Annotated in this window: 15 protein-coding genes; 6 read left to right on the forward strand and 9 right to left on the reverse strand. The window is 61.1% G+C overall.

Annotation, left to right across the window (positions count from 1 at the left end):
* Position 1 precedes the first annotated feature (1 nt).
* The 3 genes from AO064_RS22470 to AO064_RS22480 all read right to left on the reverse strand — a co-directional run bounded on the left by AO064_RS22470 (position 2) and on the right by AO064_RS22480 (position 2,271).
* Complete coding sequence (locus tag AO064_RS22470) at positions 2-961, reverse strand: YbgA family protein (protein ID WP_012722124.1); 960 nt, start codon at positions 959-961, stop codon at positions 2-4.
* A gap of 111 nt (positions 962-1,072) precedes the next feature.
* A complete protein-coding gene (locus AO064_RS22475) occupies positions 1,073-1,288 on the reverse strand; it encodes a TIGR02450 family Trp-rich protein (RefSeq protein WP_012722125.1) in 216 nt (71 codons plus the stop codon).
* A complete protein-coding gene (locus AO064_RS22480; RefSeq protein ID WP_012722126.1) occupies positions 1,285-2,271 on the reverse strand; it encodes an NAD(P)/FAD-dependent oxidoreductase in 987 nt (328 codons plus the stop codon). Before AO064_RS22480 ends, AO064_RS22475 begins: the two co-directional genes overlap by 4 nt.
* 209 nt (positions 2,272-2,480) lie before the next feature.
* On the opposite strand from AO064_RS22480, the gene AO064_RS22485 reads away from it, so the two are divergent.
* Both AO064_RS22485 and hemH read left to right on the forward strand, forming a co-directional pair.
* On the forward strand, positions 2,481-3,380 hold the full coding sequence (locus AO064_RS22485; RefSeq protein ID WP_064054711.1) for a TIGR01777 family oxidoreductase: 900 nt from the start codon (positions 2,481-2,483) through the stop codon (positions 3,378-3,380).
* A gap of 14 nt (positions 3,381-3,394) precedes the next feature.
* Positions 3,395-4,420, forward strand: coding sequence for a ferrochelatase (gene hemH / locus AO064_RS22490; protein WP_064054712.1), 1,026 nt, complete (start codon positions 3,395-3,397; stop codon positions 4,418-4,420).
* A gap of 59 nt (positions 4,421-4,479) precedes the next feature.
* Here hemH and AO064_RS22495 read toward each other — a convergent pair whose 3' ends face one another.
* Both AO064_RS22495 and algW read right to left on the reverse strand, forming a co-directional pair.
* Positions 4,480-6,576, reverse strand: coding sequence for a TonB-dependent siderophore receptor (locus AO064_RS22495; protein ID WP_064054713.1), 2,097 nt, complete (start codon positions 6,574-6,576; stop codon positions 4,480-4,482).
* Between the two features lie 112 nt (positions 6,577-6,688).
* Positions 6,689-7,843 carry a Do family serine endopeptidase AlgW gene (algW, locus tag AO064_RS22500; RefSeq protein ID WP_012722130.1) on the reverse strand — a complete coding sequence of 385 codons (1,155 nt, stop codon included), beginning with the start codon at positions 7,841-7,843 and terminating at the stop codon, positions 6,689-6,691.
* A gap of 101 nt (positions 7,844-7,944) precedes the next feature.
* Between algW and AO064_RS22505 the strand changes: the two genes are divergently transcribed.
* The 3 genes from AO064_RS22505 (at position 7,945) to cysN (ending at position 11,665) form a co-directional block, all read left to right on the forward strand.
* The gene (locus AO064_RS22505; RefSeq protein ID WP_012722131.1) at positions 7,945-8,703 is read left to right on the forward strand and encodes a Nif3-like dinuclear metal center hexameric protein; all 759 of its coding nucleotides are present in this window, start codon (positions 7,945-7,947) and stop codon (positions 8,701-8,703) included.
* Between the two features lie 136 nt (positions 8,704-8,839).
* Positions 8,840-9,757 (forward strand): sulfate adenylyltransferase subunit CysD, encoded by a 918-nt coding sequence (gene cysD / locus AO064_RS22510; protein WP_012722132.1) that lies wholly within the window; start codon positions 8,840-8,842, stop codon positions 9,755-9,757.
* 9 nt (positions 9,758-9,766) lie between these two features.
* The gene (cysN, locus tag AO064_RS22515) at positions 9,767-11,665 is read left to right on the forward strand and encodes a sulfate adenylyltransferase subunit CysN (RefSeq protein ID WP_012722133.1); all 1,899 of its coding nucleotides are present in this window, start codon (positions 9,767-9,769) and stop codon (positions 11,663-11,665) included.
* Between the two features lie 174 nt (positions 11,666-11,839).
* Here the strand turns inward: cysN and AO064_RS22520 are convergent, their stop codons facing one another.
* The 3 genes from AO064_RS22520 to AO064_RS22530 all read right to left on the reverse strand — a co-directional run bounded on the left by AO064_RS22520 (position 11,840) and on the right by AO064_RS22530 (position 15,209).
* Positions 11,840-12,739, reverse strand: a complete 900-nt coding sequence (locus tag AO064_RS22520) for an acyltransferase (RefSeq protein ID WP_064054714.1) — start codon at positions 12,737-12,739, stop codon at positions 11,840-11,842.
* On the reverse strand, positions 12,740-14,839 hold the full coding sequence (pta, locus tag AO064_RS22525; protein WP_012722135.1) for a phosphate acetyltransferase: 2,100 nt from the start codon (positions 14,837-14,839) through the stop codon (positions 12,740-12,742).
* Positions 14,840-14,918: 79 nt separating this feature from the next.
* Positions 14,919-15,209, reverse strand: a complete 291-nt coding sequence (locus AO064_RS22530) for a DUF3565 domain-containing protein (RefSeq protein ID WP_012722136.1) — start codon at positions 15,207-15,209, stop codon at positions 14,919-14,921.
* On the opposite strand from AO064_RS22530, the gene AO064_RS22535 reads away from it, so the two are divergent.
* On the forward strand, positions 15,208-15,693 hold the full coding sequence (locus AO064_RS22535; protein ID WP_012722137.1) for an FKBP-type peptidyl-prolyl cis-trans isomerase: 486 nt from the start codon (positions 15,208-15,210) through the stop codon (positions 15,691-15,693). The genes AO064_RS22530 and AO064_RS22535 overlap by 2 nt on opposite strands.
* A 359-nt stretch (positions 15,694-16,052) precedes the next feature.
* Here AO064_RS22535 and rpsT read toward each other — a convergent pair whose 3' ends face one another.
* Positions 16,053-16,331: a 30S ribosomal protein S20 gene (gene rpsT, locus AO064_RS22540; protein ID WP_003188401.1), complete on the reverse strand. Its 279-nt coding sequence runs from the start codon at positions 16,329-16,331 to the stop codon at positions 16,053-16,055.
* Between the last annotated feature and the right edge of the window lie 74 nt (positions 16,332-16,405).

Consider the following 16,405-nt stretch of genomic DNA (forward strand, 5'->3'; position numbering starts at 1 on the left):
TCTAGATCGCATTTCGCAGGCTGAGGTTTTCCGGGTGCGGTTGCAGGTACGCCTGCTGCGCGATGTAGCGATCCGGGTGTTGGCGAAAGTGGTGTTTGAGCAGGGTCAACGGCACCACCAATGGCACGATGCCGTGACGGTATTGGCCGATGACGGTTTGCATTTCCTGCTTGTCGTCGGCGCTGATGGCCTGCTTGAGGTAGCCGCTGATGTGTTGCAGCACGTTGGTGTGGGTGCCACGGGTAGCGCACTTGGTCAGGCCGGTCATCAGGTCGCTGAAATAACAACTGGCCAATTCATCGAGGTTGGCGCCCTTGGTCATGCTGCCCAGCAGGTGGCCGAGGCTTTTGTAATGCGCGGGGCTGTGGGCCATCAACAAGTATTTATAGCGCGAATGAAAGGCCAGCAGGCGGTGACGGGTCAGGCCTTCGGCCAGCAATTGCTGCCAACTGGCATACACGAACACGCGGGTCAGGAAGTTTTCACGCAGCACGGGGTCATTCAGCCGGCCATCTTCTTCCACTGGCAGGTTAGGGTGGCGTGCACAAAAGGCCTGGGCGTAGATGCCGCGTCCGCCGCCGTCGACCGGGGTGCCGTTTTCGCGGTACACCTTGACCCGCTCCAGGCCACAGGACGGCGACTTCTGCATAAAAATGTAGCCGCACAGGTCAGTGTGTTCCGCGGCCATCTGCTGGCCGTAATCATCCAAAGGCTGGGTGACGTTCAGCTCGCGGTTCACCGTGCCGACGGCTTGCGGGTGGGCGGGGTCGCCCACCAGGCGGATAGGTTCACGCGGGATGCCCAGGCCAATGGCGACTTCGGGGCACAACGGCACGAAGTCGAAATAGTCGGCGAGGGTCTGGCTGCACAGCAGGGATTGTTTATGGCCACCGTTGAAACGCACGTTCTCGCCCAGCAGGCAGGCGCTGACGCCGATCTTCGGTTTGGTGGTGCTGGACATAAACCCATCCTCTGCAAGATTCCTGTACAAGATTTAAATCTTGTACAACTAAATCTCATCATAGGTTCGATGCTGTACAAGTCAAATTATTTGTACAAGTTTATGCGCAGGCTATTTCCAGCCGATTTTCCACGCGTCGACATCTTGCAGGGTTTGCCAGGGCAGGCGTTCGCTGCGGAGGGTCATGACGGCTTGCAGTTCGATTTCCAGCACGGTGCCTTCATCGTCGCGAAACAACTCTGTGACCAGAAAGTGTTTTTCTTTGTTTCGGGGGCGCGCTGCTGTCCACTTCGACAGCAGCAATTTTGCGGGATTGATACGGTTCATTGCAGGTGTTCGATCAAGCGTCGCGCGGCTTCCTGGCCGCTGAGCCATGCACCTTCCACGCGGCCCGACAGGCACCAGTCGCCACACACATACAGGCCCAGGTCGGCATCGGCCAGCACGCCGAACTCATGGCTGCTGGACGGTCGCGCATAGAGCCAGCGGTGCGCCAGGCTGAACGACGGCGCGGGCATGGCGCTGTGCAGCAGTTCGGCGAAGGCGCCGTGCAGGTGCTCAATCACCGCCTCCTTGGACAGGTCCAGATGGGCCTTGCTCCATGCGCTGGTGGCATGCAGCACCCAGGTATCAAGGGCGGTGTCGCGCCCCGGTTTGCTGCGGTTGCGCGCGAGCCAGTCGAGGGGGCTGTCTTGCACAAAGCAGCCTTCCATGGGCGTATCCAGGGGTTTATCGAACGCCAAGGCGATGGCCCAGGTCGGGTCCATCTTCACGCCAGCGGCGGCACTCGCCAGCTTGGGCGCGGCAGCCAGCAGGGCAGTGGCCTGGGGCGCCGGGGTGGCGATGATGACGTGGCTGAAGGGACCATGGTTTTCGCTGTCTGCATCCAGCAGGTTCCAGTGTTGTTTGCCCTGGAACACTTCGGTGATGCGGCACCCGAACTCCACCGGCAGGTCATCGAGCAGGGCGCGGGTGATTGCGCTCATGCGCGGCGTGCCGACCCAGCGGATCTGTTCATCGGGGGAGGGCGTGAGCTGGCCGGATTTGAAGTTATACAGCTGGGGCTTCCATTGCTCGGCCCAGCCATTGCTTTGCCAGCGCTGCACTTCGTTGACGAAGCGCCGGTCGCGGGCGGTGAAGTATTGCGCGCCCATGTCCAGGGAGCCGGCATCGCTGCGCTTGCTGGACATGCGGCCACCGCTGCCGCGGCTTTTATCGAAGAGTTGTACAACGTGCCCCGCGTCTCGTAACGCTCGGGCGGCGGAGAGACCGGCGATGCCGGTGCCGATGATCGCGATGGGAACAGTCATGGGAGGCCTCGTTTTACCGTTGGGTACAGACTACGCCGACACCAATAGCTGTACAATATTGTTTTTTGGTATAAGTTTTGGCTTACCTGTTCTTACGGCGTGACCTATGGTTAAAGCAGAGGCTTAATCCAACGTCATGCCCGTTCAAATGATCCCTGCTTATAAAATAGACCAGTGATGGGCGGCGAACGTTACATGAGGAAGATCCCATGCACATTTTGCTGACCGGCGGTACTGGCCTGATCGGCCGTCAACTCTGCAAGCACTGGCTTGCCCACGGCCATCGCTTGACGGTGTGGAGTCGTCATCCGGACCAGGTCGCCAAACTGTGCGGCGAGCAGGTGTCGGGTGTTGCCAGCCTGCAAGAGGTTATCGGCCCGGTCGACGCGGTCATTAATCTTGCGGGCGCGCCCATCGCCGACCGCCCATGGACCCATAAACGCAAGGCGCTGTTGTGGAGCAGCCGTATCAGCCTCACGGAAACCTTGCTGGCTTGGCTTGAAACCCTCGCGGAAAAACCCGCGGTGTTGATCTCCGGTTCCGCGGTGGGCTGGTACGGCGACGGCGGCGAGCGCGAGTTGACCGAAGCCAGCGGGCCGGTACAGGACGATTTTCCCAGCCAGCTGTGCATCGCCTGGGAAGAAACCGCCCAGCGCGCCGAAGCCCTGGGGATCCGCGTAGTGCTGGTGCGTACCGGCTTGGTGCTGGCGGCAGAGGGCGGCTTTTTGTCGCGGCTGTTGCTGCCGTTCAAACTGGGGCTGGGCGGGCCTATCGGCAAGGGGCGGCAGTGGATGCCGTGGGTGCATATCAAGGATCAAATCGGCCTGATTGATTTTCTTCTGCACAAGCCTGACGCCAGCGGTCCTTATAATGCCTGCGCGCCACATCCGGTGCGCAATCGCGAGTTTGCGAAAAACCTGGGTCAGGTGCTGCACCGCCCGGTGTTCATGCCGATGCCGGCCTTTGCGTTGAAGGTAGGCCTGGGCGAGTTGTCCGGCCTGTTGCTGGGTGGGCAGAAGGCGGTGCCCGAACGGTTGCTGGCCGCCGGTTTCACTTTCCAGTTCACTGAGTTGCGTGCGGCCCTGGACGAATTGTCCAGCCGCCTCTAGAGATAGGATGTTGCATGACGGATCACGCGTTGTTACTGGTCAACCTGGGCTCACCGGCGTCCACTTCGGTGGCCGATGTGCGCAGCTACCTCAATCAGTTCCTGATGGACCCTTATGTGATCGACCTGCCGTGGCCGGTGCGGCGCTTGCTGGTGTCGCTGATCTTGATCAAGCGCCCCGAGCAGTCGGCGCACGCCTACGCCTCCATCTGGTGGGACGAGGGCTCGCCGTTGGTGGTGCTCAGTCGGCGCCTGCAGCAGCAGATGACCGCGCAGTGGACCCAAGGCCCGGTGGAATTGGCGATGCGCTACGGCGAGCCGTCGATTGAAAGCGTACTGACCCGCCTCGCCACCCAGGGCATCCGTAAAGTCACCTTGGCGCCGCTGTACCCGCAATTTGCCGACAGCACCGTGACCACGGTGATCGAAGAAGCCAAGCGCGTGGTGCGCGACAAAAAGCTTGATGTGCAGTTCTCGATCCTGCAACCGTTCTACGATCAACCGGAGTATCTCGACGCACTGGTCGCGAGCGCGCGGCCTTATGTTGAGCAGGATTACGACCACCTGCTGCTGAGTTTCCACGGCTTGCCTGAGCGCCACCTGACCAAGCTCGACCCTACCGGCCAGCATTGCTTCAAGGATGCCGACTGTTGCAAGAACGCGTCCGCCGAGGTGCTCAAGACGTGCTATCGCGCGCAGTGTTTCAGCGTCGCTCGCGACTTCGCCGAGCGCATGGGGCTGCCGGAAGGTAAATGGTCAGTGGCCTTCCAATCGCGGCTGGGCCGCGCCAAGTGGATCGAACCCTACACCGAAGCGCGCCTGGAGGCCTTGGCCCAGCAAGGCGTGAAAAAACTGCTGGTGATGTGCCCGGCGTTTGTCGCCGATTGCATCGAGACGCTGGAGGAGATTGGCGATCGCGGGCTGGAGCAGTTCCGCGAAGCGGGGGGCGAGGAGCTGGTGTTGGTGCCGTGCCTGAATGATGACCCGCAGTGGGCGAAGGCGCTCAATACGCTGTGCGAACGTGCACCGACGGCGCTGTAACCGAACCACGTGAAGATCGAAGCGTGGGAGGGGCTTGCCCCTCCCACCTGTTGGTTGCGTTACAGGCTTAGGGTCAGGCTGACCGTAAGGTTGCGCGGTTCACCGGGGTTGACCCAGTAATTGCTGTAGGACCGCTCGTAGTACTTTTCATCAAACAGGTTGTTGAGGTTCAGGCCCACGGTGACATTCTCCGTGGCCTTGTAATGGGCCAGCAGATCGACCGTGTGGTAAGCCGGCAGCTCGAAACGCGTGCCGGCCTCGCCGGAGCGATCCCCCACATAAGTGAACGCCGCGCCCAGGTCTGAGCCGCGCAACACGCCATCCTGGAATTCATACACGCCCAATAGACTGCCACTGCGCTTGGCCACGCCGAGAATCCGGCTGCCGGCGGGAATGGCTTTATCGCCCTTGGTCACTTCGGCGTCAATGTACGCAAACGCGCCGATCACGCGCACGGCCTCCGTCACTTGCCCTGTCAGTTGCAGGTCGAAGCCTTGGCTGCGAGCCTTGCCCATGGCGCGGCTGGTGTTGGTGGCCGGGTCCAGCGCGAGCACGTTTTCCTTTTCGATATGGAACGCGGCGAGGGTGGCGCTGAGGCGGTCGTCGAACAGCTCGCTTTTGATCCCCACTTCATAACCCACGCCTTCTTCCGGTTTGAAGGTTTTGCCGTTGGCGTCCAAGCCGCTGTTGGGTTTGAACGAGGTGGAGGCGTTGGCGAATACCCCGATTTGTGGGGTGAGCTGGTAAAGCAGACCGGCACGTTGGGTCAGCGCGTCGTGGGTTTGCCGGCTCTTGGCGTGGTTGCGCGTGAAGTCATCGGTGCTTTGCTCGAAATGCTCAAAGCGCGCGCCGACCATGCCGCGCAGGCGGTCGGTGAAAATGATCTGGTCTTGCAGGTTCAGCGCCTGGCTTTTGGTCTGCTCGAAGAAGTCGGTGCCGGAGCGTGTGCCGTTGGGTTTGGGCTGGCCGTAGACGGGGTTGTAGAGGTCGATGGGGTAGCGGCTGCCGCCGATAGCCGTGACACGTTCTTTCTTGCGGTAGTCCTCGTATTCGGTGCCGATCAGCAGCTCATGCTGCCAACTGCCGATGTCGAACAGGCCGCGCAGTTCCAACTGGGTAATGCTGTCGTGCCAGCCCATGGAGCGTTCACGGTAGCGCCGGTCGAGGGTGTGACCGTCGGCATTCAGCGCTCGGTTTTCCGAGGCGTCGCCCCACAGGCTGCCTTGTTTGTAGTGGCTGGCGAGGCGCAGTTTCCAGGCGTCGTTGAGGTGATGTTCGAGGGTGGCCTGGATACGGTTGTTGTGGTTGTCGATGTCACCGTCGTTCGGCTCGCCAAGGAAAGTTGAGCGCGAGACGCCTGGGGCGTCGACAACGCCGCGATCGAAGGTGGAGCTGTGGCGAACGAATTCGCTCTCCACCAGCAGGCGGGTGTCCGGGTCCAACTGCCAACTGAACGAGGGGGCGACGAATACCCGCTTGCTCTGCACATGGTCGCGGAAACTGTGGTTGTCTTCCACCGCCAGGTTGACCCGCGACAGCACGTTGCCTTCGCCGTCCAGCGGGGTGTTGACGTCAACGGCAGTGCGATAGCGGTCCCAACTGCCGGCGCTGGTTTGCACGGTGGTGAAGGCTTCCGGCTGGGGCTTCTTGGTGACGATATTCACGGTGCCGCCAGGATCTCCCCGGCCATACAGGCTGGCGGCGGGGCCTTTGAGCACTTCGATGCGTTCGATATTCGCCGCGTCTGGTGTGCTCGGGTAGCCACGGTTGGCGCTGAACCCATCCTGGTAGAACTCTGAGGTCGTAAAGCCGCGCACGCTGTATTCGTAGAGGGTAAGGCCGCCGAAGTTGTTTTGTTTGGACACGCCACCGGCAAATTCCAGGGCGCGTTCCACATTGGTGCTGCCCAGGTCCTTGAGCACCGTGGCAGGAATCACACTGATGGACTGTGGGATATCGCGCAGGGCGGTGTCGGTTTTTGTCGCGCTGGCGGAACGGGTCGCGCGGTAGCCTTTGACCGGACCCGTGGCGGACTCATAGGCGTCGGTGGTGACGCTGATGGTGTCGAGTTCCACGGTGTTTTCTTCGGCGAAGGCGGGATCGAGCAGCAAGCCCAAGGCCAGGCCAGCCAAGGGGGCGATTCTTCGAGACGGCATGATAGAGCGTTCCAATAACGATATTGAAACAATATAACATGACCAATGAGAATGAATTGCTCTGAAATATAAACTTACAGGTACCCGCGAACGGGTACCTGTACCAGGCCGCTTATTCCTCTTCCTTGACCGGAGCCGGCGGCGGGCGCAGGCCGATTTCCGCCAGCAGCTTGATCTCTTTACCGTTGCGCATCACCTGGATCGCCACCTTGTCGGTCGGCTTGATCCGCGCCACCTGGTTCATCGATTTGCGGCCATCGCCGGCCGGTTCGCCATTGATGCTGAGGATCACATCCCCCAGCTGCAGGCCGGCTTTCTGCGCCGGGCCGTCGCGGAAGATCCCGGCGACCACGATGCCGGGGCGTCCGGTCAAGCCGAAGGACTCGGCCAGTTCCTTGGTCAACGGCTGCACTTCAATCCCCAGCCAGCCACGGATCACCTGGCCGTGCTCGATGATCGACTTCATCACTTCCATCGCGAGCTTCACCGGGATCGCAAACCCGATGCCTTGGGAGCCGCCGGACTTGGAGAAAATCGCCGTGTTGATACCGGTCAGGTTGCCATTGGCATCCACCAGCGCGCCGCCGGAGTTGCCCGGGTTGATCGCCGCGTCGGTCTGGATGAAGTCTTCGTAGCTGTTGAGGCCCAACTGGTTACGCCCGGTGGCGCTGATGATCCCCATGGTCACGGTCTGGCCCACCCCGAACGGGTTGCCGATAGCCAGTGCCACATCGCCCACCCGCAAGCCATCGGAACGGCCGAGGGTGATGGACGGCAGGTTTTTCAAATCGATCTTCAAGACGGCGAGGTCGGTTTCCGGGTCGCTGCCCACCACACGGGCCAGGGTTTCGCGACCGTCACGCAGCGCCACCACAATCTGGTCGGCGCCGGTGGTCACATGGTTATTGGTGAGGATGTAGCCTTCGGGGCTCATGATCACCCCGGAACCCAGGCTGGACTCCATGCGCCGCTGCTTGGGCCCGTTATCACCGAAGTAACGGCGGAACTGCGGGTCTTCAAACAGGGGATGGGCCGGTTTGTTGATGACCTTGGTGGTATACAGGTTCACCACGGCGGGTGCGGCGATCACCACCGCGTCCGCGTACGTCACCGGGCCTTGCACCACCGCGCTGGTCTGCGGCGCCTGTTGCAGGTTCACATCAAGGCTGGGTAGACCCACCAGCTCCGGGAAACGCTGAATAATCAGCATCGCGATCAGCACGCCAGCCAACAATGGCCATCCAAAAAAACGCAGCGCCTTGAGCATCAAGTAAGTCCTGACAGGTTGCAGGGGGCGGGAGAGCGCCCATAATGTCGCGCATTATACGAGGCTGCGACGCCTGCGAACGGGATATTTAGGAGTCTTTTATGGCCGTCCCCCTTACCACCCTCGTCGAGGAAGCAGACCGCTACCTCGGCAGTGCAAAAATTGCCGATTATTGCCCCAATGGCTTGCAAGTCGAAGGGCGCCCGCAAGTGATGCGCATCGTCAGCGGCGTGACCGCCAGCCAAGCCCTGCTGGACGCGGCCGTCGAGGCCCAGGCCGACCTGATCCTGGTGCACCACGGTTATTTCTGGAAGGGCGAAAACCCCTGCATTACCGGCATGAAGCAGCGCCGCCTGAAGACGCTGCTCAAGCACGATATCAGTCTGTTGGCCTACCACCTGCCGCTGGACCTGCACCCCGACGTCGGCAACAACGTGCAACTCGCTCGCCAGCTGGACATCACCGTCGAAGGCCCGTTGGACCCGAGCAACCCCAAAATCGTCGGCCTGGTCGGCTCCCTTGCCGAGCCCCTGTCGCCCCGCGACTTCGCCCGCCGCGTGCAGGACGTCATGGGGCGCGAGCCGCTGCTGATCGAAGGCAGCGAGATGATTCGTCGCGTCGGTTGGTGCACCGGCGGTGGCCAGGGCTACATCGACGATGCGATTGCGGCCGGTGTCGACCTGTTCCTCAGCGGCGAGGCTTCCGAGCAGACTTTCCACAGCGCCCGCGAAAACGACATCAGCTTCATCGCCGCCGGCCACCACGCCACCGAGCGCTACGGCGTACAGGCGCTGGGCGATTACCTGGCACGGCGCTTCGCCCTTGAGCACCTGTTCATCGATTGCCCCAACCCGATTTGAGGGCCAAACCTGGGGGCATATTCATATACCGTTTCGATCTAGCTGGCGCCCTGAATAGAAGCAGGTGCTGTGCTAGCATGCCCCGCTCGAACACGGCCCGCTGGCCGTCCATAAGATCGTTTTTCCGTGAGTAACCATGGTCGACAAACTGACGCATCTGAAACAGCTGGAGGCGGAAAGCATCCACATCATCCGCGAGGTCGCCGCCGAGTTCGATAACCCGGTGATGCTCTACTCGATCGGTAAAGACTCCGCCGTGATGCTGCACCTGGCGCGCAAAGCCTTTTTCCCGGGCAAATTGCCGTTCCCAGTGATGCACGTCGACACCCGCTGGAAATTCCAGGAGATGTACACGTTCCGCGACAAAATGGTCGAAGAGCTGGGCCTGGACCTGATTACCCACGTCAACCCGGACGGCGTGGCGCAGGGCATTAACCCGTTCACCCACGGCAGCGCCAAGCACACCGACATCATGAAGACCGAAGGCCTTAAGCAGGCCCTGGACAAACATGGTTTCGACGCAGCCTTTGGCGGTGCCCGTCGCGATGAAGAGAAATCCCGCGCCAAAGAGCGCGTGTACTCGTTCCGCGACAGCAAGCACCGCTGGGACCCGAAAAACCAGCGCCCCGAGCTGTGGAACGTCTACAACGGCAACGTCAACAAGGGTGAGTCCATCCGCGTGTTCCCGCTGTCCAACTGGACCGAGTTGGACATCTGGCAGTACATCTACCTGGAAGGCATCCCGATCGTACCGCTGTACTTCGCCGCCGAACGCGACGTGATCGAGAAGAACGGTACGTTGATCATGATCGACGACGACCGCATCCTCGAGCACCTGTCCGACGAAGACAAAGCCCGTATCGTCAAAAAGAAAGTCCGTTTCCGTACCCTTGGCTGCTACCCGTTGACGGGCGCGGTGGAGTCCGAAGCCGAGACGCTGACGGACATCATTCAGGAAATGCTCCTGACGCGAACTTCCGAGCGCCAGGGCCGTGTCATCGACCACGATGGCGCCGGCTCAATGGAAGATAAAAAACGTCAAGGCTATTTCTAAGGGGCTGTCATGTCGCATCAATCTGATTTGATCAGCGAGGACATCCTCGCCTACCTGGGCCAGCACGAGCGCAAGGAAATGTTGCGCTTCCTGACCTGCGGCAACGTCGACGACGGCAAGAGCACCCTGATCGGGCGCCTGCTGCACGACTCCAAGATGATCTACGAAGATCACCTGGAAGCCATCACCCGCGATTCGAAAAAATCCGGTACCACCGGTGACGATATCGACCTGGCCTTGCTGGTCGACGGGCTTCAGGCCGAGCGTGAGCAAGGCATCACCATCGATGTCGCCTACCGCTACTTCTCCACCGCCAAGCGCAAATTCATCATCGCCGACACCCCCGGCCATGAGCAGTACACCCGCAACATGGCCACCGGTGCGTCCACCTGTGACCTGGCGATCATCCTGATCGACGCGCGCTACGGCGTGCAGACCCAGACCCGTCGCCACAGCTTTATCGCCTCGTTGCTGGGCATCAAACACATCGTGGTGGCCGTCAACAAGATGGACATCAATGGCTTCGACCAAAGCGTATTCGAGCAGATCAAGGCCGATTACCTGAAGTTCGCCGATGGCATCGCCTTCAAGCCGAGCACCCTGGCGTTCGTGCCGATGTCGGCGCTCAAGGGCGACAACGTGGTGAACAAGAGCGAGCGTTCGCCCTGGTACACCGGGCAGTCGCTGATGGAAATTCTCGAAACCGTCGAGATCGCCAACGACCGCAACTACACCGACCTGCGTTTCCCGGTGCAGTACGTCAACCGTCCGAACCTGAACTTCCGTGGTTTTGCCGGCACCCTGGCCAGCGGCATCGTGCACAAGGGCGACGAAGTCGTGGTGCTGCCGTCGGGCAAGAGCAGCCGCGTCAAATCCATCGTCACCTTTGAAGGTGAGTTGGAGCACGCAGGCCCCGGCCAGGCCGTGACCCTGACCATGGAAGACGAAATCGACATCTCCCGTGGCGACCTGCTGGTGCATGCCGACAATGTGCCGCAAGTGACCGACGCCTTCGACGCCATGCTGGTGTGGATGGCCGAAGAACCGATGCTGCCGGGCAAGAAATACGACATCAAACGCGCCACCAGCTACGTGCCGGGTTCCATCACCAGCATCGTGCACCGTGTGGATGTGAACACCCTGGCCGAAGGTCCGGCGAGTTCGCTGCAGTTGAACGAGATCGGTCGGGTCAAGGTCAGCCTCGACGCGGCCATCGCCCTGGACGGCTACGACAGTAACCGCACCACGGGCGCGTTCATTGTCATCGACCGTCTGACCAATGGCACTGTGGCTGCGGGCATGATCATCGCGCCGCCGGTCACTCACGGCAGCTCGGCGCAGCACGGCAAGTTGGCCCACGTGGCCACCGAAGAGCGCGCCCTGCGCTTCGGTCAGCAACCGGCCACCGTGTTGTTCAGCGGCCTGTCCGGCGCGGGCAAGAGCACCTTGGCCTACGCGGTCGAGCGTAAGCTGTTCGACATGGGCCGCGCGGTGTTCGTGCTGGATGGCCAGAACCTGCGTCATGACCTGAACAAGGGCTTGCCGCAGGACCGTGCCGGGCGTACCGAGAACTGGCGTCGTGCCGCTCACGTGGCGCGTCAGTTCAACGAAGCGGGCCTGCTGACTCTGGCTGCGTTTGTGGCACCGGACGCCGAAGGCCGTGAACAGGCCAAGGCGCTGATCGGCGGCGACCGTCTGCTGACGGTCTACGTGCAGGCATCGCCGCTGGTGTGCGCCGAGCGTGACCCGCAAGGCTTGTACGCCGCTGGTGGGGATAACATCCCTGGCGAATCCTTCCCGTACGACGTGCCGTTGAATGCCGACCTGGTGATCGACACCCAGGCCCTGTCGTTGGAAGAGAGTGTCAAGCAAGTGCTGGAGCTGTTGCGTCAGCGCGGCGCGATCTAAACCTCGCGGCCACAAAAAAGCCCGCCACCGAGTGATCGGTGGCGGGCTTTTTACATGCTGGAGATCGGGCTCGGTCAAGTGTGGGAGGGGGCTTGCTCCCGATAGCGGTGTATCAGTAACAGCTGTACTGGCTGACACGCCGCCATCGGGAGCAAGCCCCCTCCCACAGGGTGATCATCGTTTGCCTGGGAATTCTGTGTGCAGTTTCTCCAGCAACTGATCCTTGTCTTCCCACAACCGATTGATCCAGCCTTGGAACGCCAACCGATACTCCCCATCCTGCTCATAATTCTTGCCGATAAACTCGGCCGGAATCTGCACCTCTTCGAACTGCACCACCACGTCCTTCACATTGCCACACAGCAAATCCCAATACCCTGGACGCCCGGCCGGGTAGTGGATGGTCACGTTCACCAGTGACTTCAATTGCTCACCCATGGCATCCAGCACAAACGCGATACCGCCAGCCTTAGGCTTGAGCAGGTAGCGAAACGGCGAATTCTGTTGGGCGTGTTTGCCCGGTGTAAACCGGGTGCCTTCAGCAAAGTTGAAGATACCCACAGGGTTGTCGCGAAACTTCGCACAGGTCTTGCGGGTAGTTTCCAGGTCTTTGCCTTTCTTCTCCGGGTGCTTTTCCAGGTAAGCCTTGGTGTAGCGCTTCATGAAAGGGAAACCCAGCGCCCACCACGCCAGGCCAATCACCGGCACCCAGATCAGCTCCTGCTTGAGGAAAAACTTCAACGGGCGAATCCGGCGGTTCAGCACGTATTGCAGCACCATGATGTCGACCCAGCTCTGGTGGTTGCTGGTCACCAGGTACGAGTGCTGATAGTCCAGTCCTTCAAGCCCGGTCAGGTGCCAGCGGGTGCGGCGTACCAGGTTCATCCAGCCCTTGTTGTTGGTCACCCACGCCTCATGGGTGTGGTTCATCAGCCATTCGCTGAAGCGCTTGGCGAACGGCAGCGCCTTGAACAGCGCCACGATAAACAGGAACGAACAGAGCAGGATCGTATTCAGCGCCAGCAACAGCGAAGCGATCACCCCGCGCACGGCGGCAGGTAGAAAATCCAGCATTTAGATATCCATAGGTCGGTTGGCGGCTTGGATCGCAGTCAGTGCGATGGTGTACACGATGTCATCCACCTGGGCGCCACGCGGCAGGTCGTTGACCGGTTTGCGTAGGCCCTGGAGCATTGGCCCCAGGCTCACGCAATCGGCGCTGCGCTGCACGGCCTTGTGGGTGGTGTTGCCAGTGTTCAGGTCGGGGAACACAAACACCGTGGCCTTGCCCGCCACCAGGCTGTTGGGCGCCAGTTGCCGGGCGACCGTCTCGTTGGCGGCGGCGTCGTATTGCAGCGGGCCGTCGATCAGCAGCGAGCTTTGTTGTTCGTGGGCGAGCAGGGTGGCTTCGCGGACTTTTTCCACTTCCTCGCCGCTGGCCGAATCGCCGCTGGAGTAGCTGATCATCGCCACGCGCGGAGTGATGCCGAACGCGGCTGCCGAGTCAGCGCTTTGCAGGGCGATTTCCGCCAGTTCGGCGGCGCTCGGGTGTGGGTTCATCACGCAATCGCCGTACACCAGTACCTGCTCGGGGAACAGCATGAAGAACACCGACGATACCAGCGTGCAGCCGGGAGCGGTCTTGATCAACTGCAGGGCAGGGCGGATGGTGTTGGCGGTGGAGTGAATGACGCCGGAGACCAGGCCATCCACTTCATCCAGTGCGAGCATCATGGTGGCGATCACCACGGTGTCTTCCAATTGCTGCTCGGCCATCGGCGCGTTGAGGCTCTTGCTCTTGCGCAAGGCGACCATCGGCTCGACGTAACGCTGGCGAATCAGGTCCGGGTCGAGGATCTCCAGGCCTTCGGGCAGTTCGATACCCTGGGCGCGGGCGACCGCTTCCACGTCCGCAGGCTTGGCCAGCAGCACGCAACGGGCAATGCCCCGCGCCTGGCAGATGGCGGCGGCTTGCACGGTCAGCGGCTCGCTGCCTTCGGGCAATACGATACGTTTGTTGGCCGCCTGGGCGCGTTGGATCAGCTGGTAGCGGAACACCGCCGGTGACAGGCGCATTTCCCGTGGCGTGCCGCAGCGTTGGTGCAGCCAGCGGGCGTCGAGGTGGCTGGCGACGAAGTCAGTGATGATCTCCGCGCGCTCGCGGTCATCAATCGGGATTTCTTTGTTGAGGCTGTTGAGCTGGTTAGCGGTGTCGTAGGAGCCGGTGCTCACCGACAGCACCGGCAGCCCGGCCTGGAACGCGCCGCGACACAGGTCCATGATGCGCGGGTCGGGCAGGGTGTCGCTGGTCAGTAGCAAGCCGGCCAGGGGCACGCCGTTGATCGCGGCCAGGCTGACGGCGAGGATGATGTCGTCGCGGTCGCCGGGCGTCACCACCAGCACGCCAGGCTTGAGCAATTCCACGGTATTACGCATGGTGCGGGCGCAGATGATGATTTTGGTCATGCGCCGGGTTTCGTAGTCGCCGGCGTTGAGAATCTGGGCGCCCATCAGGTCAGCCACATCGCGGGTGCGCGGTGCATTGAGTTCCGGCTGGTAGGGAATGCAGCCGAGCAGGCGGAAGTCGCCGCTGCGTAACAGCGGCGAATGCTCTTTGAGGCGTGCCGAGAAGGCTTCCATGCTTTCTTCGGTGCGCACCTTGTTAAGAATCACACCCAGTACTTTCGGGTCCTTTGGGCCGCCGAACAGTTGCGCCTGCAATTCCACGCGGCCGGACAGTTCTGTGAGCACTTCGTTTTCCGGGGCGGACACCAGGATCACTTCCGCATCCAGGCTCTTGGCCAGGTGCAGGTTGACCCGCGCCGCATAGCTGGCGTTGCGCGTGGGCACCATGCCTTCGACGATCAGCACGTCCTTGCCCACCGCGGCTTGCTGGTACAGCGTGATGATTTCTTCGAGCAGTTCGTCGAGTTGGCCGTCGCCGAGCATGCGCTCTACGTGAGCCAGGCCCAGGGGCTGAGGCGGCTTGAGGCCGTGGGTGCGCGCCACCAGTTCGGTGGAACGCTCAGGGCCGGTATCGCCGGGATGCGGCTGGGCAATCGGCTTGAAGAAACCGACTTTCAGCCCGGCCCGTTCAAGGGTGCGCACCAGCCCAAGGCTGATGGAGGTCAGACCCACACCAAAATCGGTGGGCGCGATAAAAAAAGTCTGCATGCGAATTCTCTGAAGGTGCATGGCTTCGGTGAGGTTCTATGTTTGAACATCTACCGGGAATCAGGCGCCAAGGTTATCGTTATTCGCGCGCTTGCGCACACCAGCCGCAGGCAAAGGGCTGGCCTATTTTTTCAAGGCGTTGCACGGGGTCGAGCACCCAGGCGCGTGCCTGCCAGGGTGGCTGGTGGCGTAGATGCTGGGTGTGGCCGCAGGACAGCTCGGCGACCCAGTGCTGGTCGGCGTCCTGGCGGAATCCGAGGATGAAGGAGGCCGTTGATCGGTCCCGTCCGTCCGGGTTCTGTTCGCTTTCGGGCAAATCCTTGTTTAGACTTGTCCGTTCTTCATTCTTATGCAAAAGGTCTCGCCCCATGACGATCGCCGCTAACAAGGCTGTCTCCATCGACTATACCCTGACCAACGACGCTGGTGAGGTCATCGACAGCTCCGCCGGCGGCGCGCCGCTGGTCTACCTGCAAGGCGCAGGTAACATCATCCCAGGCCTGGAGAAGGCGCTGGAAGGCAAACAAGTGGGTGATGAGCTGACTGTGGCCGTAGAGCCTGAAGATGCCTATGGCGAGTACTCGGCCGAACTGGTCAGCACCCTGAGCCGCAGCATGTTTGAAGGCGTTGACGAGCTGGAAGTCGGCATGCAGTTCCACGCCTCCGCGCCGGACGGCCAAATGCAGATCGTCACCATTCGTGACCTGGACGGCGATGACGTGACCGTTGACGGCAACCACCCGCTGGCTGGCCAGCGCCTGAACTTCCAAGTGAAGATCGTTGCCATCCGCGACGCTTCCCAGGAAGAAGTGGCTCACGGCCACGTGCACGGCGAAGGCGGTCATCACCATTGATCGCGGTTTGATCAATAGGTAACAAAAACGCCCCGACTGGTTCGGGGCGTTTTTTTTTGCCTGTGTTTTTTGGTTGACCGGTTTCCAGTGGTGAGCGGGCTTTTTGTGGTGAGCGGGCTTGCCCCGCGCTGGGGCGCGAAGCGGCCCTAAAACCTGAGATTGGGTTCTGTCTGGAGGAACGCGTTGAATGTATTGGGACTGCTGCGCAGCCCAGCGCGGGGCAAGCCCGCTCACCACAAAAAAGCCGCCGATCCAGGAAGGGGGGTATTTTCAGGCACAAACAAAAATGCCCCGGACCTTTCGGTACGGGGCATTTCTTAACTGTTGCGCAACCTGGGCTGCGCGGCAGTTGTTACCACTTAGGCTGCAGCAGGAACGCTCAGAGCCTTGATGTGGCCATTCAGGCGGCTCTTATGGCGAGCGGCCTTGTTCTTGTGGATGATGCCCTTATCGGCCATACGGTCGATAACCGGCACTGCCAGAACGTAAGCAGCTTGGGCTTTTTCAGCGTCTTTGGTGTCGATGGCTTTAACTACATTCTTGATGTAGGTACGAACCATGGAACGCAGGCTGGCGTTGTGGCTGCGACGCTTCTCAGCCTGTTTTGCACGTTTTTTGGCGGAAGGTGTGTTGGCCACCGTCGAGCTCCTCGAAAGACTTTTTAGGAAATAGCAAACAAAATAGGCCGCGAATCATGCCGATGACTTGATGG

This window comes from Pseudomonas marginalis (assembly GCF_001645105.1).
Taxonomy (GTDB): domain Bacteria; phylum Pseudomonadota; class Gammaproteobacteria; order Pseudomonadales; family Pseudomonadaceae; genus Aquipseudomonas; species Aquipseudomonas petroselini.

Excerpts from the sequence above, each read along its gene's own strand:
- AO064_RS22475 (WP_012722125.1), bottom strand. The coding sequence starts at position 1,288 with ATGAACCGTATCAATCCCGCAAAATTGCTGCTGTCGAAGTGGACAGCA.
- pta (WP_012722135.1), bottom strand. The coding sequence starts at position 14,839 with ATGCAGACTTTTTTTATCGCGCCCACCGATTTTGGTGTGGGTCTGACC.
- cysD (WP_012722132.1), top strand. The coding sequence starts at position 8,840 with ATGGTCGACAAACTGACGCATCTGAAACAGCTGGAGGCGGAAAGCATC.
- AO064_RS22485 (WP_064054711.1), top strand. The coding sequence starts at position 2,481 with ATGCACATTTTGCTGACCGGCGGTACTGGCCTGATCGGCCGTCAACTC.
- cysN (WP_012722133.1), top strand. The coding sequence starts at position 9,767 with ATGTCGCATCAATCTGATTTGATCAGCGAGGACATCCTCGCCTACCTG.
- AO064_RS22480 (WP_012722126.1), bottom strand. The coding sequence starts at position 2,271 with ATGACTGTTCCCATCGCGATCATCGGCACCGGCATCGCCGGTCTCTCC.
- AO064_RS22470 (WP_012722124.1), bottom strand. The coding sequence starts at position 961 with ATGTCCAGCACCACCAAACCGAAGATCGGCGTCAGCGCCTGCCTGCTG.
- AO064_RS22495 (WP_064054713.1), bottom strand. The coding sequence starts at position 6,576 with ATGCCGTCTCGAAGAATCGCCCCCTTGGCTGGCCTGGCCTTGGGCTTG.
- AO064_RS22505 (WP_012722131.1), top strand. The coding sequence starts at position 7,945 with ATGGCCGTCCCCCTTACCACCCTCGTCGAGGAAGCAGACCGCTACCTC.
- AO064_RS22535 (WP_012722137.1), top strand. The coding sequence starts at position 15,208 with ATGACGATCGCCGCTAACAAGGCTGTCTCCATCGACTATACCCTGACC.
- hemH (WP_064054712.1), top strand. The coding sequence starts at position 3,395 with ATGACGGATCACGCGTTGTTACTGGTCAACCTGGGCTCACCGGCGTCC.
- AO064_RS22530 (WP_012722136.1), bottom strand. The coding sequence starts at position 15,209 with ATGGGGCGAGACCTTTTGCATAAGAATGAAGAACGGACAAGTCTAAAC.
- algW (WP_012722130.1), bottom strand. The coding sequence starts at position 7,843 with ATGCTCAAGGCGCTGCGTTTTTTTGGATGGCCATTGTTGGCTGGCGTG.
- AO064_RS22520 (WP_064054714.1), bottom strand. The coding sequence starts at position 12,739 with ATGCTGGATTTTCTACCTGCCGCCGTGCGCGGGGTGATCGCTTCGCTG.